18 protein-coding genes are annotated in these 20,062 nt (G+C 63.3%); 7 read left to right on the forward strand and 11 right to left on the reverse strand.

Annotated features, from left to right (window positions below):
• The 3 genes from rnr to parE all read right to left on the reverse strand — a co-directional run bounded on the left by rnr (position 1) and on the right by parE (position 5,223).
• Entirely contained in the window at positions 1–2,328 is a 2,328-nt protein-coding gene (gene rnr / locus AB4Y85_RS00615) for a ribonuclease R (protein WP_441982910.1), read from the reverse strand.
• 323 nt (positions 2,329–2,651) lie between these two features.
• Entirely contained in the window at positions 2,652–3,056 is a 405-nt protein-coding gene (locus tag AB4Y85_RS00620; RefSeq protein ID WP_441982911.1) for a VOC family protein, read from the reverse strand.
• Positions 3,057–3,162: 106 nt separating this feature from the next.
• Positions 3,163–5,223 carry a DNA topoisomerase IV subunit B gene (gene parE / locus AB4Y85_RS00625; RefSeq protein WP_441982912.1) on the reverse strand — a complete coding sequence of 687 codons (2,061 nt, stop codon included), beginning with the start codon at positions 5,221–5,223 and terminating at the stop codon, positions 3,163–3,165.
• A 249-nt stretch (positions 5,224–5,472) separates the two neighbouring features.
• Between parE and AB4Y85_RS00630 the strand changes: the two genes are divergently transcribed.
• On the forward strand, positions 5,473–5,655 hold the full coding sequence (locus AB4Y85_RS00630) for a hypothetical protein (RefSeq protein ID WP_441982913.1): 183 nt from the start codon (positions 5,473–5,475) through the stop codon (positions 5,653–5,655).
• On the opposite strand, the gene AB4Y85_RS00635 is transcribed toward AB4Y85_RS00630, so the two are convergent.
• The 3 genes from AB4Y85_RS00635 to AB4Y85_RS00645 form a co-directional block, all read right to left on the reverse strand.
• On the reverse strand, positions 5,652–6,152 hold the full coding sequence (locus AB4Y85_RS00635; protein ID WP_441982914.1) for an MgtC/SapB family protein: 501 nt from the start codon (positions 6,150–6,152) through the stop codon (positions 5,652–5,654). The two genes, AB4Y85_RS00630 and AB4Y85_RS00635, sit on opposite strands and share 4 nt — an antisense overlap.
• A gap of 1 nt (position 6,153) precedes the next feature.
• Entirely contained in the window at positions 6,154–8,865 is a 2,712-nt protein-coding gene (gene topA / locus AB4Y85_RS00640; RefSeq protein WP_441982915.1) for a type I DNA topoisomerase, read from the reverse strand.
• Positions 8,866–9,002: 137 nt separating this feature from the next.
• The gene (locus tag AB4Y85_RS00645) at positions 9,003–10,640 is read right to left on the reverse strand and encodes an isovaleryl-CoA dehydrogenase (RefSeq protein WP_441982916.1); all 1,638 of its coding nucleotides are present in this window, start codon (positions 10,638–10,640) and stop codon (positions 9,003–9,005) included.
• Positions 10,641–10,801: 161 nt separating this feature from the next.
• Between AB4Y85_RS00645 and AB4Y85_RS00650 the strand changes: the two genes are divergently transcribed.
• The 4 genes from AB4Y85_RS00650 to dprA are packed head-to-tail and all read left to right on the forward strand — an operon-like array spanning position 10,802 to position 14,863.
• Positions 10,802–11,749, forward strand: coding sequence for an aspartate carbamoyltransferase catalytic subunit (locus AB4Y85_RS00650; protein ID WP_441982917.1), 948 nt, complete (start codon positions 10,802–10,804; stop codon positions 11,747–11,749).
• A gap of 7 nt (positions 11,750–11,756) precedes the next feature.
• Complete coding sequence (locus AB4Y85_RS00655) at positions 11,757–13,058, forward strand: dihydroorotase (RefSeq protein ID WP_441982918.1); 1,302 nt, start codon at positions 11,757–11,759, stop codon at positions 13,056–13,058.
• 10 nt (positions 13,059–13,068) lie between these two features.
• Positions 13,069–13,671, forward strand: a complete 603-nt coding sequence (plsY, locus tag AB4Y85_RS00660) for a glycerol-3-phosphate 1-O-acyltransferase PlsY (RefSeq protein ID WP_441982919.1) — start codon at positions 13,069–13,071, stop codon at positions 13,669–13,671.
• Positions 13,672–13,675: 4 nt separating this feature from the next.
• On the forward strand, positions 13,676–14,863 hold the full coding sequence (gene dprA, locus AB4Y85_RS00665) for a DNA-processing protein DprA (protein WP_441982920.1): 1,188 nt from the start codon (positions 13,676–13,678) through the stop codon (positions 14,861–14,863).
• Positions 14,864–14,866: 3 nt separating this feature from the next.
• Here the strand turns inward: dprA and AB4Y85_RS00670 are convergent, their stop codons facing one another.
• Positions 14,867–15,115 (reverse strand): hypothetical protein, encoded by a 249-nt coding sequence (locus tag AB4Y85_RS00670; protein ID WP_441982921.1) that lies wholly within the window; start codon positions 15,113–15,115, stop codon positions 14,867–14,869.
• Between the two features lie 105 nt (positions 15,116–15,220).
• A complete protein-coding gene (locus AB4Y85_RS00675; protein ID WP_441982922.1) occupies positions 15,221–16,147 on the reverse strand; it encodes an AEC family transporter in 927 nt (308 codons plus the stop codon).
• A 157-nt stretch (positions 16,148–16,304) separates the two neighbouring features.
• On the opposite strand from AB4Y85_RS00675, the gene arfB reads away from it, so the two are divergent.
• Positions 16,305–16,727: an alternative ribosome rescue aminoacyl-tRNA hydrolase ArfB gene (gene arfB / locus AB4Y85_RS00680; RefSeq protein ID WP_441982923.1), complete on the forward strand. Its 423-nt coding sequence runs from the start codon at positions 16,305–16,307 to the stop codon at positions 16,725–16,727.
• A 52-nt stretch (positions 16,728–16,779) separates the two neighbouring features.
• Here arfB and AB4Y85_RS00685 read toward each other — a convergent pair whose 3' ends face one another.
• From AB4Y85_RS00685 to epmA, 3 genes are all read right to left on the reverse strand, one after another.
• Positions 16,780–17,136, reverse strand: a complete 357-nt coding sequence (locus AB4Y85_RS00685) for a hypothetical protein (protein WP_441982924.1) — start codon at positions 17,134–17,136, stop codon at positions 16,780–16,782.
• A gap of 86 nt (positions 17,137–17,222) precedes the next feature.
• On the reverse strand, positions 17,223–18,266 hold the full coding sequence (locus AB4Y85_RS00690) for a lysine-2,3-aminomutase-like protein (RefSeq protein ID WP_441982925.1): 1,044 nt from the start codon (positions 18,264–18,266) through the stop codon (positions 17,223–17,225).
• On the reverse strand, positions 18,263–19,315 hold the full coding sequence (gene epmA, locus AB4Y85_RS00695; RefSeq protein WP_441982926.1) for an EF-P lysine aminoacylase EpmA: 1,053 nt from the start codon (positions 19,313–19,315) through the stop codon (positions 18,263–18,265). The genes AB4Y85_RS00690 and epmA overlap by 4 nt, the downstream gene beginning before the upstream one ends.
• A 198-nt stretch (positions 19,316–19,513) precedes the next feature.
• Between epmA and efp the strand changes: the two genes are divergently transcribed.
• Positions 19,514–20,035: an elongation factor P gene (gene efp / locus AB4Y85_RS00700; RefSeq protein WP_441983223.1), complete on the forward strand. Its 522-nt coding sequence runs from the start codon at positions 19,514–19,516 to the stop codon at positions 20,033–20,035.
• The last annotated feature ends 27 nt before the right edge of the window (positions 20,036–20,062 follow it).

Genomic DNA, 20,062 nt, shown 5'->3' on the forward strand with positions numbered 1-20,062 from the left:
TCAGGCGCGTCCGCGCTTCTTCACCTTGACCCGGGTAGCAGCGCTGCGGCGTCCACCGGCGGCTTTCGCGGGCTTGGCTCCGTGAGGAGGCCGCTTCGGGCCCTTCTTGGAGCCGCCGCCGATCTTGCCGGTGAGCTTGCCCTTGGTGAGCAGTTCGAACCGCAAAGCGCCGGCGACCGGAGCGGCTTCTACCAGCTTCACCTCCACCTTGTCGCCGAGGCGGTAGGTCTCGCCCGTATGTTGGCCGCGCATGGAATGGGTTCTCTCATCGTAACGATAGTAATCGTCGCCGATGGTCGCCGCCGGGACGAAGCCGTCCGCGCCGGTCTCGCTCAGCTTGATGAAAAGACCCGCTTTGGTCACGCCCGAGATCTGTCCATTGAATGCGGCCCCGATCCGGTCCGCGAGGAAGTGCGCGATGAGGCGGTCGATTGTCTCACGCTCCGCCGCCATGGCCCGGCGCTCCGCCGCCGAAATCTTAGCGCTGATCTCGATCAGCTCCGCGCGGGTGGTGTCGGGCGACAAACCATCCTTGCCGAGCTTGAGCGCGGTGATCAGCGCCCGGTGCACGATCAGATCCGCATAGCGGCGGATGGGCGAGGTGAAGTGGGCATAGCGCTTCAGGTTGAGGCCGAAATGGCCGTAATTCTCCGCCGCGTATTCCGCCTGTGATTGCGAGCGCAGGACCACCTCGTTGATGAAGAGCTGATGCTCGGAGCCTTCGACGCTGCGCAGGATGCGGTTGAACAATTCGGGCTTCAGCGCGCCTTGCGTCGGGATCTTCAGCCCCACCGAGGCCAGCACCTCACTGAGCGACCGCATCTTCTCCAGCGAAGGCTCGTCGTGGACGCGGTAAACGAGATCCGCCTGCGCTTTCTCCAGGGATTCCGCCGCCGCCACATTGGCGAGGATCATGAATTCCTCGATGAGCTTATGCGCCTCCAACCGCTCGGGAACGAAGATGCGGTCCACGGTGCCGTCGGGTTTGAGCACGATCTTGCGCTCGGGCAGATCGAGATAAAGCGGCTCGCGGATATCGCGCGCCTTCTTCACCAGGGCATAGCCTTCCCAGAGCGGCTTAAGGATCGAGTCTAGGATAGGCTTCGTCACATCGTCCGGCCTTCCGTCGATGGCCGCCTGAGCTTGGCTGTAAGAGAGCTTTTCCGCCGAGCGCATCATGACACGGTGGAAGGAGTGGCGAATTTTTCGTCCATCGGGGCCGATGATCATGCGGACCGCCAGGGCAGGGCGATCCTCTCGCGGCCGCAGCGAGCAGAGATTGTTGGAAATCCGCTCCGGCAGCATCGGCACGACGCGGTCGGGGAAATAGACCGAGTTGCCGCGCTCCTGGGCTTCGCGGTCCATGGCGGAGYCGGGGCGCACATAGGCCGACACGTCGGCGATCGCGACCGTGACCACATAGCCGCCAACGTTGTTCGGGTCCGTGTCCGGCGTGGCATGAACCGCGTCGTCATGGTCCTTGGCATCGGCGGGGTCGATGGTGATGAGCGGCAGTTCGCGCCAATCCTCGCGTCCGGAAAGCGTCGCGGGCTTTACGGCCTCGGCTTCGTCGATGACCGCTTTCGGGAATTCGTTGGGAATATTGTGGGCAAAGATCGCGATCAGGCTCACGGCCTTCTCGGATTTGACCGAGCCCAGGCGCTCCTTCACCTTCGCGGTCGGCAGGCCGAAGCGCCCGTGCTTGACCACGGACACGGCGATGAGATCCCCATCCTGTGCGCCGCTCTCGTCGCCGGGATTGATCTGGAGTTCTTCGCCGCGAGATTTCTTTTCCACGGGAACGAGGCGCCCGCCGCCCTCGGGCAGGGAGCGGAAGATGCCGAGCACCTGCGCCTGCTTCTTGGCAATGATCTTGGTGACCCGGCCCGCATAGCGATGGGTGTCGCCTTTTTTAAGAGGATCGACCCGCAGCAGCGCCCGGTCACCAACGCCCGCCAAGGGCATGCCGGGCTTGGGCTTGCGAGGCGTCACGATGATGATCGTCGGGATCGAGCCGTGCTCCTCCTCGTCCCACTCGGTCGGCACCGCGATCAGCTCGCCGTCCCGGTCGCGCTTGATGATGTCGGCCATCACCATGGAAGGCAGCTGGCCCGCCTTGTGGACCTGCTTGCCGCGTCGGTCCACGGCACCCGAGGCCTCGAGGTCCTTCAGCATCTGCTTGAGCCAGATCTTGTCGGCGCCACGGATATTGAAGGCCTGCGCGATCTCGCGCTTGCCCACCTTGCCCGGCGCGTCAGCGATGAAGGAAACCAGCTCCTCCCGGGAAGGAAGAGCGGAGGATAAAGAGGATTTGGGACGTTTGGCCAAGGGAAAGCTCGTTAAGGTTCGTCTGATCTTGTCGCATGCAAGTTTGGCCACGGCTAGCCCGGGGCTTGGAAGCAAGACGCGCAAGCGGCAGCATCGGATCCATGAGGGGCTTAAGCGACGCTCAAGGCAAAAAAAAAGGCCCCGTGAGGAGCCTTTGAGGGACCGGCCCGTGGGGGCAGAATGGGCCGGTGATGCCTATAAACGACGAATTTCAGAGTTGGTTCCAGCGGATTCGAAGATTTTTTTGGATTATTTTTGGCGAGTTTTTTCAGAATCCTTGTTTTGCAAGGAAATGAGGGCGAAAAAAACTGAAGAAGTAGCCGTTATGCGCGGCCATCTGTAACCTGCACGAGATCCCATAGATTTCCGTAGAGATCTTCGAATACCGCCACGGTACCGTAAGGAGCTTCTTTCGGCTCCCGAATGAATTTGATTCCGGCCTCGGTCATGGCGGTGTAATCCCGCCGGAAATCATCGGTCTGCAGGAAGAGGAAGACACGCCCGCCAGATTGATTGCCGATGAAGGTTTCCTGATGGGAATTAGATGCGCGAGCCAGAAGCAGGGACGTTTGCCCGTCTCCGGGAGGGCGGACGATGACCCAGCGCTTGTCCTGCTCAGGCTGGTACGTGTCCTCCACCAGCTTGAACCGCAGCTTGTTGACGTAAAAATCAATGGCTTCGTCGTAGTCGCGAACGACAAGCGCGATATGCGCGATGCTCTGCTTCACAATTGCCCCCTATCAGACACAACAGCAGGCATTGGTGATCCAGACACCCAGCGCATCCCCATGCCATTTGCGATGGTTCTGCGCTGGGGCTTTATTGATAACAGGCTTAAATATCCAGATCGGCCTCGTCCGCGAACACCGCGCGTTCCTGGATGAAGGCGAAGCGGGCTTCGGGCTTGTTGCCCATCAGGCGCTCGACCGCGTCGTTGGCCTCGGGCTTGTCGTCGGCTTCCACGACGACCTTCAGGAGCAGGCGCTTCCTCGGGTCCATGGTGGTTTCCTTCAGCTGCGCGGGCAGCATCTCGCCGAGGCCCTTGAAGCGGCCGATCTCTACCTTGCCGCTGCCCTTGAACACGGACTTCATCAGCCTGTCCCGGTCCGCGTCGTCGCGGGCATAGGCCGACTTGGCGCCCTGGCTCAGGCGGTAGAGCGGCGGCACGGCGAGGTAGAGGTGCCCGCCGTCGATGAGGCGGGGCATCTGCCGGTAGAAGAAGGTGATGAGCAGCGAGGCGATATGCGCGCCGTCCACGTCCGCGTCGGTCATGATAATGACCTTCTCGTAGCGGAGATCCGCATCCCGATACCCGGAACCGGTGCCGGCGCCGAGCGCCTGGACGAGATCGGAGAGCTGCTGGTTCTGGTGCAGCTTGTCCTTGCCCGCCGAGGCAACGTTGAGGATTTTTCCACGCAGCGGCAGGATGGCTTGAGAGGCGCGGTCGCGCGCCTGCTTGGCGGAGCCGCCTGCCGAGTCGCCCTCGACGATGAAGAGTTCCGAGCCTTTCGCTCCGGCATTGGAGCAATCCGCCAGCTTGCCGGGCAGGCGCAGCTTGCGGGTCGCGGTCTTGCGGGCGACTTCCTTTTCCTGGCGGCGGCGGAGGCGCTCCTCGGCGCGGTCGATGACCCAGTCGAGCAGCTTGTTGGCCTGCTGCGGAGCCATCGCGAGCCAATGATCGAAGGTGTCGCGGATCGCGTTTTCGACGATGCGGCCCGCTTCCACGGTCGCCAGTTTGTCCTTGGTCTGACCCTGGAACTCCGGCTCGCGGATGAAGACCGAGAGCATGGAGGCGCAGGTCGCCATCACGTCGTCGGTGGTCACCGCCGCCATACGCTTCTGCTGGCCCACGCGTTCGGCGTGGTCGCGCAGCGCCCGCAGCAGCGCAATGCGCAGGCCGTTCTCATGCGTGCCGCCTTCAGGGGTCGGCACGGTGTTGCAGTACGAGGTGGAGAACCCGTCTTCGTTCGTCATCCAGGCGACCGCCCATTCCAGCGAGCCGTGGCTGCCGGGCTTGGTGATCTTGCCGGCGAAGATCTGGTCGGTGACCAGGTCCTTCCCCTCGATGTCGTGAAGCAAATAGTCCTTCAGGCCGTTCGGGAACTTGAAGACGGCTTCCGGCGGAACGTTGTCGGCTCCTTCCAGCAGCGAGGGCGCGCATTTCCAGCGGATCTCGACACCGCCGAAGAGGTAGGCCTTCGAACGCGCCATCTTGAACAAGCGGCGCGGCAAGAAATGGGCGTCCTTGCCGAAGATCTGCCAATCGGGCTTGAAGCGCACCTTGGTGCCGCGCCGATTGAGGATACGGCCAACCGACTCGAGCTTGCCCTGTGGAAGGCCGCGCGAGAAAATCTGGCGATAGAGCTGCTGGCCGCGCGCAACCTCGACTTCGAGAATTTCGGAGAGCGCGTTCACCACGGAGACGCCGACGCCGTGCAGGCCTCCGGAAGTCTCATAAACCTTCGAATCGAACTTACCGCCCGCGTGGAGCGTGGTCATGATGACTTCGAGCGCCGACTTCTTCGGGAATTTCGGGTGCGGGTCGACCGGGATGCCGCGTCCGTTGTCGGTCACGGAGAGCCAGCCGCCTTCCTCCAGCTCCACCTCGATGAAGGTCGCATGGCCCGCGACCGCCTCGTCCATGGAGTTGTCGATCACCTCGGCGAAGAGATGGTGCAGGGCCTTCTCGTCCGTGCCGCCGATATACATGCCAGGACGGCGGCGGACAGGCTCAAGCCCTTCCAGGACCTCGATGGTGGAAGCGTCATAGTCGGCTTCTCCCGGCGTACCGGTTTGGGGCGCGGAGCGGGAAACCTTCACGGCTGCATTTCGGGCCGAGGCCGGTGCCGCGCGTTTGGCGGCAGCGCCCCCGAAGAGATCGTCATTATCGGTCATTGGGACCTTGGTCCGTTTCGATGATTCGGTTTTCTTTACACTATATCCCATGTCCGAATGTATACGTGAACAAAACGGAAACGGAAAGGGTGTCCTGTGGTCAGAGGCCATAAATCCAAGGCATGCGACCCTGTTGCCATGAGGATAGGAGGTGCCTCTAAAGGATGTCTTTCAACTGACATCAGGAACTGTTTAGTTCTGGTTCACGTTGGGCAGGTAAGCATGGCTTTATTGAGAGCGAGGGCAACGATGCGCACCACAATGGGACCGGCACAGAAGCTTCATCTAGATCGTGCAGCGCGCACGGCCGGAGAGGCCTTTGCCTTTGAGGAGCCGGATACCACGCCAGTGACCAGAAGTGCCTATGGCTCGAGCCTCTTGTGGCTCGCCATCGCAGTCGTTGCCGTGCTTGCGCTCAGCTACGCCTTCTAATCATCGTCCTTGGGGGATTTTTCGCCGCCGGTAAACAGGCGCGTCAGCCATTCCTCTATTGGCTTGCAGAACGTGAGCAGAAACAGCGTCATCAGCGTGCCTGCGAGCGTCATGAACCAAGCGCCCAGGCCCGCCGTGACACCAAGCGAGGCAGCAATCCAGACTGTGGCCGCTGTCGTCAGCCCGCGAACTTCCATTCCATCCTTTGCACGCAGGATGGCACCCGCTCCTAGAAATCCGATGCCGGTCATGATGCCCTGGATCACGCGGCTGACCGCATCCTGTGCGAAGTGCAGATCGTCGTAGACCGAACCCGACAATATGACAGTCGCCGAGGCCAGCGAAACGAGGCCCAAGGTCCTCATGCCGATCGGCTTATCGTGGATATCGCGGTTCAGCCCGACAACCATGCCAGCGAGAGCCGCTGCGCAAAGGCGCAGCGTGATCTCGACTTCATTGGTGTAGTTGGCCTCAAGCCAGGACAACCACCCCGCCATCTTACTCGGCTGCTTTCGCAGATTTCTTGGCGGCAGGTTTTTTTGCAGCTGCCTTTTTCGCAGCCGGCTTCTTGGCGGCACTCTTGGTCGCCGTCTTGGCCGGAGCCTTTTTGGTAGGAGCTTTCTTGGCGGCAGCTTTCTTTGCCGGAGCCTTGCGGCCACGCGCCGACTTCTTCGACGGGCCAGCCGCGCGGCGGACCTTCAGAAGCTCGATGGCCTCTTCCAGCGTCACCGCTTCCGCCGCCATGCTGCGTGGCAGGGTGGCGTTGGTCTCGCCGTCGGTCACGTAAGGACCAAAGCGTCCGGCCTTCACCACGATGGGCTTGCCCGATTCCGGATCGTTGCCGCCCAGCGGACGGCCTGGATCGGCAGCGCCGCGACGGGCACCACCGCCACCGCTTTCCTTGGTGACGATCAGGTCAATGGCGCGGTTCGCGCCGATCTCCAGCACGTCGTCGCCGGCGCCGAGATTGGCGTAGGTCTTGCCGTGCTGAACATAAGGCCCGTAGCGCCCGATGCTTGCGAGGATCGGCTCGCCGGATTCAGGGTGCGTCGCGACCTGACGGGGCAGGGCCAGGAGCTTGAGCGCCTTTTCCAGATCCACCTGCGAAGGCGTAAGACCCTTGGGCAGTGACGAGCGCTTCGGCTTCTCGCCTTCGCCCAACTGCACGAAGGGGCCGAAGCGGCCATCGCGCAGGGTGACCTGCTCGCCCGTATCGGGATCCGCACCCAGAACCTTCACGCCGGGCTGGCCGCCGTTCTCAGACGAGCCGTCGCCATCGCCGTCCACGCCGGTCGCGGCGAGCTGGCGGGTGAATTTGCACTCAGGGTAATTCGAGCAGCCGATGAAGGAGCCGAACTTGCCGAGCTTGAGCGAGAGCTGGCCGGTGCCGCAGGTCGGGCAGGTGCGCGGGTTGGAGCCGTCGCCCTTGTCCGGGAAGATGTGAGGGCCGAGGAGCTCGTTCAACGCATCGAGCACCTCCGTCATGCGGAGTTCTTTCGTCTCGCCGATGGCGGCGGAGAAATCTTTCCAGAACTCGCGCATCACCTGCTTCCAATCGATCTCGTTGTTCGAGACACGATCGAGCTGCTCTTCGAGATCTGCCGTGAAATCGTATTCCACGTAGCGGCGGAAGAAGCTCTCCAGGAAGGCCGTGACGATGCGGCCCTTGTCCTCGGGGACGAGGCGCTTCTTCTCGATCTTCACGTATTCGCGGTCGCGGAGCGTCTGCAGCACGGCGGCATAGGTGGAAGGGCGCCCGATGCCGAGCTCTTCCATGCGCTTCACAAGCGAGGCCTCTGAATAGCGCGGCGGCGGCTCGGTGAAGTGCTGGGTCGCGTTGATGCGTCGGCGCTCAAGGCCGTCGCCTGTCTTCATGGGTGGCAGGCGGCCTTCATCCTCATCCGCTTCATCGTCCTTGCTCTCGTTATAGAGCGTGAGGAAGCCGTCGAACTTGATGACCTGGCCTGTAGCGCGAAGGTCGAGCTTACGCGGGCCGACTTGGGCCAGAATGTCGGCCGTGGTGCGCTCCAGCTCCGCCGATTCCATCTGGCTCGCGATGGTGCGGGTCCAGATGAGGTCGTAAAGCTTGGCCTGCTCGGGCTCCAGATACTTGGATACGTATTTCGGCAGGCGGCCCATGTCGGTCGGGCGGATGGCCTCGTGGGCCTCCTGAGCATTCTTTGCCTTGGTAGAATACTTGCGCGGCACGCCGGGCACATAGCGGTCGCCGTATTCCTTGCCGATCACCCGGCGGGCGGCCTGCACGGCCTCCGGTGCCATGTCGACGCCGTCCGTACGCATATAGGTGATGAGACCGACCGTCTCGCCGCCGATATCGACGCCCTCATAGAGCCGCTGCGCGATGCGCATGGTCTGAGCCGGGGCAAGGCCGAGCTTGCGCGAGGCCTCCTGCTGCAGGGTCGAGGTGGTGAAGGGCGGGTAGGGATGGCGCTTGGCGGGCTTGGCCTCGATATTCGCCACCGAGAAGGTCGCGAGCTCCAGGTCCTTCTTGAAAGCCTCGGCGTCCTTGCCGTTGCCGATGTCGAGGCGCGTGATCTTCTTGCCGTCGGCGCCCACGAGGCGCGCGTCGAACACCGCGCCGTCCTTCGTGGCGAGCGTCGCGATCAGCGACCAGTATTCCCGCGCCTTGAAGGTCTCGATCTCAAGCTCGCGGTCGCAGACGAGGCGCAGCGCCACCGACTGCACGCGGCCGGCCGAGCGCGCTCCCGGCAGCTTGCGCCACAGAACGGGAGAGAGGGTAAAGCCCACGAGATAGTCGAGGGCGCGGCGGGCCAGATAGGCATCGACCAGCGCCTGATCGATCTCACGCGGATTGCGCAGGGCTGTCTGCACAGCGTCCTTGGTGATGGCGTTGAAGGTCACGCGTTCGACCGGAATGTCCTTCAGCACGCGCTTTTCGCGCAGCGCCTCGAGGACGTGCCAGGAAATGGCCTCGCCTTCGCGATCAGGGTCGGTCGCGAGAATCAGCTTCTCGGCTCCCTTGATCGCCTTGGCGATATCGGAGACGCGCTTGGAGCCTCTGTCCTCCAGCGTCCAGATCATGCGGAAATCGGCATCCGGGTCGACCGAACCGTCCTTGGCGGGCAGATCGCGGATATGCCCGAAGGAGGCCAGGACCTCGTAATCCTTGCCGAGATACTTATTGATCGTCTTGGCCTTAGCGGGCGACTCGACGACGACGACTTTCATATGCGACTTCCCGTAGATGGCCGCGAGCGGATGCTCAAAATTTATAGATAGAAGACGGCTGCCAGCCCCTGGCCGCCGAGGCGCGATAAGTGGTGGATCGTGGCCAACAAGTCAAATCGACCCTTGCGACGCCGTCGTTATTTGGTGACGAAAGCTCTCTCCAGCAAGGGTTTGAGGGCCTCGCCGAGGTTGTTGCCCCCCGGCATCCGGGCCGGTTGGGCGAGCCGGGTGAGGGCAAACGCTTCAGTGATTTGCGTGGGCGCCGAACGGGCAAGCGCGGCTGCCGCGGCCAGAGTATAGAGCCTGTCCGCGATGAACCGCGCCCTGGCTTCGGCTTCGGACGACTGCAGGGCCAGCACGATATCGTGGGCGGTGTCTGAGGCGCCCGGCAAGTCACCCGCATCGGACATCAGGCGCTCCAGGACCGAGGCTGCCACCTCGGGCTCGCGATTCTCGGCCCGCAGGATGTCGAGGGCGATCACATTGCCCGAGCCCTCCCAGATGGCGTTGACCGGAGCCTCCCGATAGAGCCGGGGCAGGGCGCTCTCCTCTACATAACCATTGCCTCCAAGGCACTCCATTGCCTCATAAATCAGTCGGGGCGCGGCCTTGCAGATACCGAACTTGGCGGCAGGCGTGACGAGCCGGGCATAGGCCGCCTCGTGCTCGTCGCTGGCGGCAAGGTCGAAGCTGTGCGCCGCACGCATGGCCAGCGCGGTCATGGCTTCGTTCTCAAGCGCGAGATCGGCAAGCACCGCCTGCATGGCCGGCTGATCGCTGAGCTTCTTTTGAAACACGCTGCGATGCCTGGCGTGATGCATGGCCTGAGCCAGCCCCATCCGAACCAAACCCGCCGAGGCGACGGCGCAATCGAGCCGGGTCAGCTGGACCATGTTGATGATGGTGCGCACCCCGTGGCCCTCCTCGCCGATCCGCCAGGCGAAGGCATCGTCGAACTCGACTTCGGACGAGGCATTGGAGCGGTTGCCGAGCTTGTCTTTGAGGCGTTGCAGATAGATGGCGTTCAGCGAGCCGTCCGGCCTGAACCGGGGCAGCAGGAAGCAGGTGAGCCCGCCCGGCGCCTGGGCCAGCACCAGGAAGGCGTCGCACATGGGAGCGGACATGAACCATTTATGGCCTGTCAGCCGATACTCGTCCCCGCTGGCCTGGACCGCCCGCGTCGTGTTGGCGCGAACATCGGTGCCGCCCTGCCTCTCGGTCATGCCCATCCCGAGGGTGACGGCGCTCTTCTCCCAGAAGGGAATGAAGCGGGAATCGTACTCGCGGGAGCAGATCTTCGGAAGCCAAGCCGCCAGCCGCTCCGGCGCGGCGGCAAGGGCCGCCACGGAAGCATGGGTCATCGTCATGGGACATACATGGTCGCTTTCGACGCCCGCAATCGTATAAAGCCGTGCCGCCCGCGCCACATGCTCATGCCCGTTCTCGGGGGCGTCCCAGGTCGAGCAATGGAGACCATCTGCCATGCTGGCGCGCATGAGCGCGTGATAGGCCGGGTGAAACTCGATGGCGTCGATCCGATAACCACGCGCATCGTGAGTATGAAGCTTCGGCGGGTTCTCGTTGGCGAGACGCCCGAGGTCGAGCCGCTCTGTCGTGCCCCAAGCTTGGCCGAACGCGGTCAGGCCTTCGGCCTTCGGATCGGCATCGTTCGCGTCGAGTGCATCCAGCAGCGGCCGGTCCGTGGCGATGAGATCCACATTTCCAAAGGGCGGCGTCTGGTTGAAGACGTCACGCGTATCATGGCGGTCCCACATGGCTGCGATTCCCTCCGAGAGGCTTCATGAGGATGTAGGGCGCTTCAGTGTTCGCCACAGGTTCCATGGAGAAGCCGGGCGCGAGATCGCAGAATCTTTGCACCGCCTCGAAAGCCTTGCTTGCTGGCATTGCCTGGAGCGCCTATAGCGATTGCTTTAAGATGACAGACGCGCCCCGATCCTCTTTCCCCCACCGGCATCTCCTCGGAATCGAGGGGCTGTCTCCTTTGGACATTCAGGCCCTCCTCGATCTCGCCGACGCGCAGGTGGATGTGAGCCGCCAGATCGAGAAGCGGAAGACCAGTCTTCGGGGCCGCACTCAGATCAACCTGTTCTTCGAGCCCTCGACGCGCACGCAATCCTCGTTCGAGATCGCGGGTAAACGCCTTGGCGCGGACGTGATGAACATGGCGGTGGCGTCCTCCTCGGTGAAGAAGGGCGAGACGCTGATCGACACGGCGGCGACGCTGAACGCCATGCGCCCCGACATCATCGTCGTGCGCCATCACGCGGCGGGCGCGGTGCATCTGCTGGCGCAGAAGGTCGATTGCGCCGTGGTAAACGCCGGCGACGGCGCCCACGAGCACCCGACCCAGGCCCTTCTCGACGCCCTCACCATCCGCCGCAACAAAGGGCGCATCGAAGGCCTTGTCGTCGCGATCTGCGGCGACATCGTTCATTCGCGTGTGGCGCGCTCCAACATGATCCTGCTCGCCGCGATGGGCGCACAGGTGCGCCTCGTCGCGCCCACGAACCTGCAGCCCCCCGGCATCGCCCGCCTCGGCTTCCCGACCTTTACCGACATGCGCAAAGGCCTTGAGGACGCCGACATCGTGATGATGTTGCGCGTGCAGCGCGAGCGCATGAGCGGTTCCTTCATCCCGTCCGTGAAGGAGTATTTCCGGTTCTACGGGCTCGATCAGGAAAAGCTGTCCTTCGCCAAGCCGGATGCTCTCGTGATGCATCCCGGCCCCATGAACCGCGGCGTCGAGATTTCATCCGACGTGGCGGACGGCGCGCAGTCGCTCATCCGCGAACAGGTCGAAATGGGCGTCGCCGTCCGCATGGCGGTGCTCGAGGCTCTCGCGAGCCATCTTCCGAACGGGTGAGGACGTGATGAGCACCAAGCCAATTCTCCTTAACAACGCTCGCCTGATCGACCCTGAAACCGAGCGCGAGCAGACCGGCAGCGTTTTGATCCGTGATGGCCTCATCGCCGAGGTCGGCCCTCACGTTGCCGTCGCGTCGGATGCGGATGTCATCGATTGCGGCGGACAAGTCCTTGCTCCCGGCCTCATCGACATGCGCGCCTTCATCGGCGAGCCCGGCGGGCCTTATCGGGAGACGCTCAAGAGCGCCGGTGAGGCTGCGGCGGCTGGAGGCGTGACGACCGTGGTATCCATGCCCGATACCAGCCCGGCTCTCGACGATCCGGCGGTGATCGACTTCATCGTCCGCCGCGCCCGCGATACTTCCATCGTGAATATTCTTCCGGCTGCTGCCCTCACGAAGGGGCTGAAGGGCGAGGAGATGGCCGAGATCGGACGGCTCAAGGAAGCCGGCGCCATCATGTTCACCGATGGCGCGCGCTCGGTCACGAATGCCCAGGTCATGCGCCGCGCGCTGACCTATGCCCGCGACTTCGATGCGCTCATCGTCCACCATGTGGAAGACCCGAACCTCGTTGGTCCCGGCGTCATGAACGAGGGTGAGTTCGCCTCACGCCTTGGGCTGCCCGGCATTCCGCGTGAGGCCGAGACCATCGTGCTGGAGCGGGACATGCGCCTCGTTCGTCTCACGGGCGCCCGCTACCATGCCGCCATGATCTCCTGCGCCGATTCGGCGGAGATCGTGCGGAACGCAAAGGCGAATGGCCTGCCGGTGACCTGCGGCGTATCGATCAACCACCTGGCCCTCAACGAGAACGACATCGGCGATTACCGCACCTTCTTCAAGCTCTCGCCGCCCCTGCGGCACGAGGATGACCGGCAGGCGATGATCGAGGCGCTGGCGGACGGGACCATCGACGTGATCGTCTCGGACCACAATCCACAGGATGTAGAGAACAAGCGGCTGCCTTTCGCCGAGGCCGCCGATGGCGCCGTCGGCCTCGAAACCCTGCTCTCGGCGGCCCTGCGCCTGGTCCATTCCGACCGTATCTCGCTCCCCAGGCTGCTGCGCGCACTCTCCACGAAACCGGCGGAAATCCTAGGGTTGGAGGCCGGACGTCTGAAGGTTGGGGCTCCCGCCGACCTCATCGTGTTCGACGCGGAAGCGCCTTACGTGCTCGACCGAAACCAGCTCAAATCCCTGTCCAAGAACACGCCTTTCGACGAAGCCCGTCTGGAAGGACAGGTGACGATCACGATAGTTGCAGGCAGGATCTTGTTCGACCGCCGCTCACAGCAAGAGACGTGAAGAGATCGGAATGTCTGACGAAGCCAATACGCTCTATCTCCTGGGTGCGCTGCTCCTGGGCTACCTTCTGGGCTCCATCCCCTTCGGCGTCATCTTCACCCGCATGGCGGGCTTAGGGGATATCCGCAATGTGGGTTCGGGCAATATCGGCGCCACTAATGTCTTAAGGACCGGTCGCAAGGGGCTCGCCGCCGCGACCCTTATCGGCGATGCCCTCAAAGGCACCGCCGCCGTGCTGATCGCCGCGCAATGGGGCCCGCAATTCGCCACCATCGCCGCATTGGGGGCGTTCCTGGGGCATCTCTTCCCCGTGTGGCTGAAGTTCAAGGGTGGCAAAGGCGTCGCTACCTTCATCGGCGTGCTGATAGGGTTGAACTGGGTCGCTGCGGTGATCTTTGGCGTCATCTGGCTGGGCGTGGCTTTTGCCTCCCGCTATTCGTCCCTGTCCGCCCTGGTCGCCAGCGGCGCGACCCCAGTGGTGCTGTGGCTTCTCGGTGAACCCGGCATGGCCGCCGCGACAATCATTCTCGTGGCGCTTCTCTGGTGGAAGCACAGCCCCAACATCACCCGCCTTCTCGACGGCACCGAGGGCAAGATCGGGCAGAAGGGTTGAGCCCGTGCATCTGACCGACGAGCAGCGTCTCGACTGGCTCCGCCTCATCCGCTCTGAGAATGTGGGGCCGCGCACCTTCCGGGCGCTCATCAACCAGTTCGGAGGAGCGTCCGCAGCACTCGAAGCCCTGCCGGATCTCGCGCGCAAGGGCGGGCGCCTGCTGCTGAAGGTCACGAGCCGGGCCGAGGCCGAGAAGGAGATGGCGGCTGCCGCACGGCTCGGCGTGCGCTTCGTCGCCATGGGCGAGCCGGATTATCCGAAGACGCTGAAGGCCATCGATACCGCGCCGCCGCTGATCGCGGTGCGTGGTTCGACGGAGGTGTTGTCGCGGCCCTGCGTGGCCATGGTCGGTTCACGCAATGCTTCCGCTTCAGGCCTGACATTCACCGAGCGCCTGTCCCGCCAATTGGGCGAGGCCGGTTACGTCGTGGTGTCGGGCCTTGCGCGCGGCATCGATACGCGTGCCCATCGCGCGACGCTGGCGACGGGAACGGTCGCCGTGCTCGCGGGTGGGCAGGACAAGATCTATCCGTCCGAGAATGAGCCGCTGCTGCGCTCCATCATCGAGAACGGCGGCGCAATCGTCTCGGAAATGCCGATAGGCTGGGAATCGCGCGGGCGCGACTTCCCACGTCGCAATCGTATTGTCTCCGGGCTTTCCTATGGCGTCGTCGTGGTGGAGGCCGCGCGTCGGTCCGGTTCGCTGATTACCGCGCGCTTCGCCTTGGAGCAGGGGCGCGAGGTCTTCGCCGTGCCAGGCTCGCCGCTCGATCCGCGCGCCGAGGGCACCAACGATCTTATCCGCGATGGGGCCAATCTCTGTGCTGAGATCGACCATGTGACCAGCGTGCTGGAACCTCTGATTGCCACGGGCTCGCGCCTCGACGTGAGCGCCGAGGAACCGCAGCGGCTTGTGGGCACGGAGGAGCTTTGGGATGAGCTCGATCTACCGGATGTTCCGCGTGCGCCCAAGGGCACATTCATGCCGGACAGCGGGTTTCCCGAGGAAGCAGGCGAGGGGAATGCCGATCTCATTCAAATGCTTGGACCCTCGCCGATCTCCATCGACGATCTCGTCCGCCAGTCGGGCCTGTCGATCCGCTCCGTTCAGATGACCCTGCTCGAACTGGAGATCGCGGGACGCCTGGAGCGCCACGGCGGCAACGCCGTCTCGCTGATCGCAGGGCGCTGAACCCTACTTGCCCCGTTTACCGGCCTGGATGGCGCGTCCCGCCTCCAGCCTTGCCATGTCGAGCAGATAGGCAAGCAGATCCAGCTTGGATTGGCGTGCGAGATAGGACAGCTCGGCGGTGAATTCCGCAATGTATTGAGCCGTCTCGGCGGTGCTCATGACCGAACCGCCGGGATCTTTTCCGACATCGGCGGCATCCGGTTCGTCATGAGGCGAGGGCGCCTTGAGGGCGTAAGTCGGAAGCTTGGACATGAAGGCTGAGCTGTGTCTCTGTTTCACTCGAGCCTAGTATCAGCACAACCACTGATCATACAAGTTCTTCTTAATAACCAATGGTTGTATTGATGTAAAAAAGCTTCAACCCGCGAGGGTGATGAGCAGGGGCATCGTGACGAGCGCCAGAAGCGTCTGCAATGTCAGGATTTCGGCCATGAGAGGCGCATTGCCTCCCATCTGACGGGCGAGCACATAGCCGGCCGATGCGGTGGGGACGGAGGCTGCGATGATGATCACGATCAGGTCATGGCCTGTCACGCCGGCCCAGCCGGCCAGCGTGATCGCCATGGCGGGCAGGACGAGAAGCTTGAGCCCTACGGTCAGCCAATGGGGCAGGCCCGGCTTGGCGAGGCGGCGGATATCGAGCCCCGCGCCGACGATCAGAAGACCGGCTGCGAGTGCGGCCCGTCCCAAGAGATCGATGTAGCCCGTGATCGGCTTCGGAAGAGGCGGCAGGATCAGGTTCAACGTCAATCCGATGGCGCAGGACCAGATGAATGGATTGGCCGCGAGGGACCGCAGGATCTCCCGTGGGCTCTGCCGAGGGCGACCGGCAAAGCGGATGAATACGTAGAAGGCCAGCAGATTGAGCAGCGGCACCATCGCGGCGATGGCGACCGCAATGAGGGCAATGCCGCGCTGGCCGAAGAGACTGCCCGAGACGGCAAGGCCCACGAAGGTGTTCCAGCGCGTCGCGCCCTGAAAGACCGAGGTGAAGCTCGGGCCGTCGATGCCTGCATGGCGCTCCAGAATGGGCCGGAGCCCCAGAACGATCCCGGCCATGATGAGGATCGAGCCCATCAATGCTCCGCCCACGCCGAGGACCGGCACCGATGACAGGTCGGCGCGCGCGAGCGTGTCGATGATGAGGGCCGGAAAGAAGATGACGTAAGTGGCGCGCTCAAGCCCCGCCCATTGTTGCTCGCTCACGAAATTAGTGACCCGGCAGAGCCAGCCGGTGGCGATGATGAGGAAGGTCGGAATCAGGCTGGCGAAGACGGCGGACATGGAAGGCTCTGTGGGCGGAACGCGATGTCCGACAAAAGAGAGGGGGCACAAGGCGCTTAGACCTAAATGCACCTGTCGACAAGCACGCCCAAAGACGGCATTGGACAGATGAAAGAGGCACGCCGGTGTCCCTCTCCGCCATTCCACCCGAGGCCCCATGATCAAGGTGACCAACAGCATCTCGCTCGATGAGGACGAACTCCAGGAGAGCTTCATCCGCGCCTCGGGTCCCGGCGGCCAGAACGTCAACAAGGTGGAATCCGCCGTGCAGCTGCGCTTCGACGTGCGCAACTCGCCCTCGCTGCCTGAAGATGTGAAGGAAAGGCTGGAGCGGATCGCGGGCAAGCGCCTGACCAATGACGGCGTGCTCATCATCACCGCCCAGCGCTTCCGCATGCAGGAGCGCAACCGCGAGGACGCGGTGAACCGCCTGGTCGAACTGATCCGGCAGGCGACCGAGCGGCCCAAGCCGCGCCGGCCCACGAGGCCAACGCTGGCCTCGAAGAAACGCCGTCTGGAAGCGAAGGGTCGCCGCTCCGAGATCAAGAAAGGACGCGGCAAGGGCGGCGGGTTCGATTAGAGCATTTTTCGGCGAAGGGACTCCGGTTCGCCGTCAAAAATTGCGGCCAGCTCTAGCCCTCCAGCACGATCCCGCTGAAGCCCATGATGTCGGCGAAGACCGCGAAAATGACGCCGAGACTGACGAGGATCAGCCCTGTCAGGAAAATCCGGACGGAGCGATTGTATTTCTTGAGATGCAGAGACGAAATCAACAGCAGATCGGCCAGGGCTTTCACCTGGAGGGCAAGTCCGAGCGTGATGAGGGCTACGGATATGAGATCCGATTTGGTCCAATCGCCTGGCAGAGCGGACCAGCGGCTCAGAAAGCCTAAGGAAAAGCCGACGACGACGCCGATCGCTGTGATCGAGCCGTTGCGGAACGTGGAGTCGATCTTGTTCTCGACAGGTTCTCTTGCGTCGTCGTCCATGAATGGGCCGCCTCGATGAACGAGCCGGCATTCTCGGTTGCGAATGAGGCAGAGTTCGAGCCGCGAAGAACTCTTTCGAGGATCGTTCAGGCCTCAGGCGGATAAGCGTGGCTGTCGCCGCGAAAATCGCTGATCGCGTAGCAGCCGTCACCGGTGTTCGTAATAGTGCCGGGGGCGATGACCGCTTTGCCGTATCCGCCGGGAATATCAAGAATATAGGTCGGCTGGCACAGTCCCGAGACGCGGCCGCGCAGGCTCGCGACAAGCGCCTGACCTTCCTCGATGGAGAGCCTGAAATGGCTCGTGCCGGGCGCGAGATCGGGGTGATGGAGGTAATAGGGCTTGATCCGCGTTTCCACGAAGGCCCGCATGAGACGGGCGAGAACGTCCGGATCGTCGTTGATGCCCTTCAAGAGAACCGATTGGCTGAGCATGGCGATGCCCGCATCCACGAGCCTCCCGCATGCAGAGCGCGCCTCGTCCGTGAGTTCGCGCGGATGGTTGGCGTGGAGCGCCAAGTAGGTGGTCTTGCCGCTTGCCTTCAAGGCCGCGATCAGCTCGGCATCGACACGGTCCGGCTCGACCACAGGCACACGGGTATGGAAGCGGACGATCTTCACGTGATCGATTTCGGCCAACCGCTGCATGATTTCGGACAGGCGGCGTGGGGAGAGCACCAGTGGATCGCCTCCGGTGAGGATGACCTCCCAGATTTCACGGTGTTCGGCGATATAGGCGAAAGCCTTGTCCATCGCCTCCGGCGAGAGCGTGCCGAAGCCTTGTGGACCTACCATTTCGCGGCGGAAGCAGAAGCGGCAATAAACCGGGCACACATGCACGGCCTTGAGCAGCACGCGGTCGGGATAGCGATGCACGATGCCTTCGACCGGAGAATGAGTGAGGTCGCCGATGGGATCCTCACGCTCTTCCGGCGTCACCTCCAGCTCCGCACTGTGAGGCACGAACTGCCGGGCAATCGGATCGTTCGGATCGGTGCGGTCGATCAGGTCCGCAATGGCCGGGCTGATGGCGATGGCATAGCGCTCCGCCACCGCCTCGGCCTCACGCAGGCGCTCGGGCGAAATGAGTTCGGCCTCTAGAAGCTCGGCGGGGGTGCGGATGGTCCTCAATGGTCCGTCTCCGGTACGGGCGCCCAGATCACCTGGTCGATGCGGGAGGCGCCGGTAGCAAGCATCACGAGACGATCGAAGCCGAGCGCGATGCCGCTGGCCTCAGGCATATGCGCAAGCGCCGCCAGGAAATCCTCATCGACGGGATAGCTCTCGCCATAGACCCGCATCTTCTCCGCCATCTCCGCCTCGAACCGGCGTCGCTGCTCTCGGGCATCGGTGAGTTCCCCGAAGGCATTGGCAAGCTCGACGCCGCAGGCATAAAGCTCGAACCGCTCCGCAACGCGCGGGTCGCGCGCGGTAGGCCGAGCGAGCGCCGCCTCGGCAACCGGGTATTCATCGAGGATCGTGGCGCGGCCGAGGCCGAGATTGGGTTCGACCCGCTCCACGATGACTCGGCTGAACAGATCGGACCAGGTGTCGTCTTCGGCCACCCGCAACCCGGCCTGGCGCAGGCTGGCGGCAAGATGGCCGCGATCGGTCGTGCCGTCTACGTCGATAGATGCGAGAAGGTCGATCCCGGCAAACCTGTGGAAGGCTTCCGCCACGCTCAAGCGCTCAGGCTCCTGAAACGGGTCGGTGGTACGGCCACGATAGGTGAGGGTCCGGGTGCCGGCTGTCTCGGCTGCGAGCGGCAGCAACTCGGCGCAATCCCGCATCAGGGTCTCGTATCCCTCACCGGCCCGATACCATTCGAGCATGGTGAATTCCGGGTGGTGCAGGGGCCCACGTTCCCGGTTGCGGTAGACATGGGCGAAGCAGGCTATCCTTGCCTCGCCCGCCGCCAGCAGCTTCTTGCAGGCGAATTCGGGCGAAGTGTGCAGGTAGAGCGGGGTCCTCGATCCACCGTGACCGATGGCCTCGGTGGCGAAAGCATGGAGATGGGCCTCGTTTCCGGGAGAAACCTGGAGCGTTGCGGTATCGACCTCCACGAAGTCACAGGCGGCGAAGAAACCTCGGAAAGCCGCCTGAATCCGGTTCCTCCCCAGGAGAAACGGGCGCCTGTCCGCGTGGACATGCGGCGTCCACCAGGGCGAGGGGGCGGGCATGGCGTTTTCCATCACAGAGGGCTTCCATAAGGTCAGACTGGCGATTTGCGCCAAGATAGGCTAGTTGCGGCAGCGAAACCGATTTTCATCGTCGCTGGGGCAGGGCCGCCCGGCTCCACCGACGCACCCTATCTGTCACAAGGAAAGCTCCCCGTGAAGGTCATCGCCTCTACGCTCCGCAAAGGCAATGTCGTCGATATGGACGGCAAACTCTATGTCGTGCTCACTGCTCAGAATATCCACCCCGGCAAGGGCACCCCGGTGACCCAGCTCGACATGCGCCGCATCTCCGACGGCGTGAAGGTCTCCGAGCGTTACCGCACCACTGAGCAGGTCGAGCGCGCCTTCGTGGAAGACCGTGAACACACCTACCTCTATGAGGACGGTGAGGGCTTCCACTTCATGAACCCCGAATCCTACGATCAGCTGGTCGTGCCGCAAGACATCATCGGCGACCTGAAGCCCTACCTTCAGGAAAACATGGCCGTCATGCTGTCCACCCATAACGGCGTGCCGATCTCGCTTGAGCTGCCCGCCCGCGTGACCCTCGAGATCACCGAGACCGAGCCGGTCGTGAAGGGCCAGACAGCTTCTTCCTCCTACAAGCCCGCCATTCTGTCGAACGGCGTGCGCACCCTGGTGCCCCCGCATATCCAGACGGGAACCCGCGTCGTGATCATGACGGAAGACGGCTCCTACGTGGAGCGCGCGAAGGACTGAGGTTCTTCCGTTACGCTCCGCGTCATC

The sequence above is a fragment of the Microvirga sp. 2YAF29 genome (genome assembly GCF_052114605.1).
GTDB lineage: Bacteria > Pseudomonadota > Alphaproteobacteria > Rhizobiales > Beijerinckiaceae > Microvirga.

Coding starts and splice junctions, on each gene's coding strand:
- AB4Y85_RS00645 (WP_441982916.1), bottom strand. CDS start 10,640: ATGTGGGACCGCCATGATACGCGTGACGTCTTCAACCAGACGCCGCCC.
- AB4Y85_RS00655 (WP_441982918.1), top strand. CDS start 11,757: ATGAGCACCAAGCCAATTCTCCTTAACAACGCTCGCCTGATCGACCCT.
- AB4Y85_RS00675 (WP_441982922.1), bottom strand. CDS start 16,147: ATGTCCGCCGTCTTCGCCAGCCTGATTCCGACCTTCCTCATCATCGCC.
- epmA (WP_441982926.1), bottom strand. CDS start 19,315: ATGCCCGCCCCCTCGCCCTGGTGGACGCCGCATGTCCACGCGGACAGG.
- efp (WP_441983223.1), top strand. CDS start 19,514: ATGGACGGCAAACTCTATGTCGTGCTCACTGCTCAGAATATCCACCCC.
- arfB (WP_441982923.1), top strand. CDS start 16,305: ATGATCAAGGTGACCAACAGCATCTCGCTCGATGAGGACGAACTCCAG.
- AB4Y85_RS00635 (WP_441982914.1), bottom strand. CDS start 6,152: ATGGCGGGGTGGTTGTCCTGGCTTGAGGCCAACTACACCAATGAAGTC.
- AB4Y85_RS00685 (WP_441982924.1), bottom strand. CDS start 17,136: ATGGACGACGACGCAAGAGAACCTGTCGAGAACAAGATCGACTCCACG.
- AB4Y85_RS00650 (WP_441982917.1), top strand. CDS start 10,802: ATGACAGACGCGCCCCGATCCTCTTTCCCCCACCGGCATCTCCTCGGA.
- plsY (WP_441982919.1), top strand. CDS start 13,069: ATGTCTGACGAAGCCAATACGCTCTATCTCCTGGGTGCGCTGCTCCTG.
- topA (WP_441982915.1), bottom strand. CDS start 8,865: ATGAAAGTCGTCGTCGTCGAGTCGCCCGCTAAGGCCAAGACGATCAAT.
- AB4Y85_RS00630 (WP_441982913.1), top strand. CDS start 5,473: ATGCGCACCACAATGGGACCGGCACAGAAGCTTCATCTAGATCGTGCA.
- parE (WP_441982912.1), bottom strand. CDS start 5,223: ATGACCGATAATGACGATCTCTTCGGGGGCGCTGCCGCCAAACGCGCG.
- AB4Y85_RS00670 (WP_441982921.1), bottom strand. CDS start 15,115: ATGTCCAAGCTTCCGACTTACGCCCTCAAGGCGCCCTCGCCTCATGAC.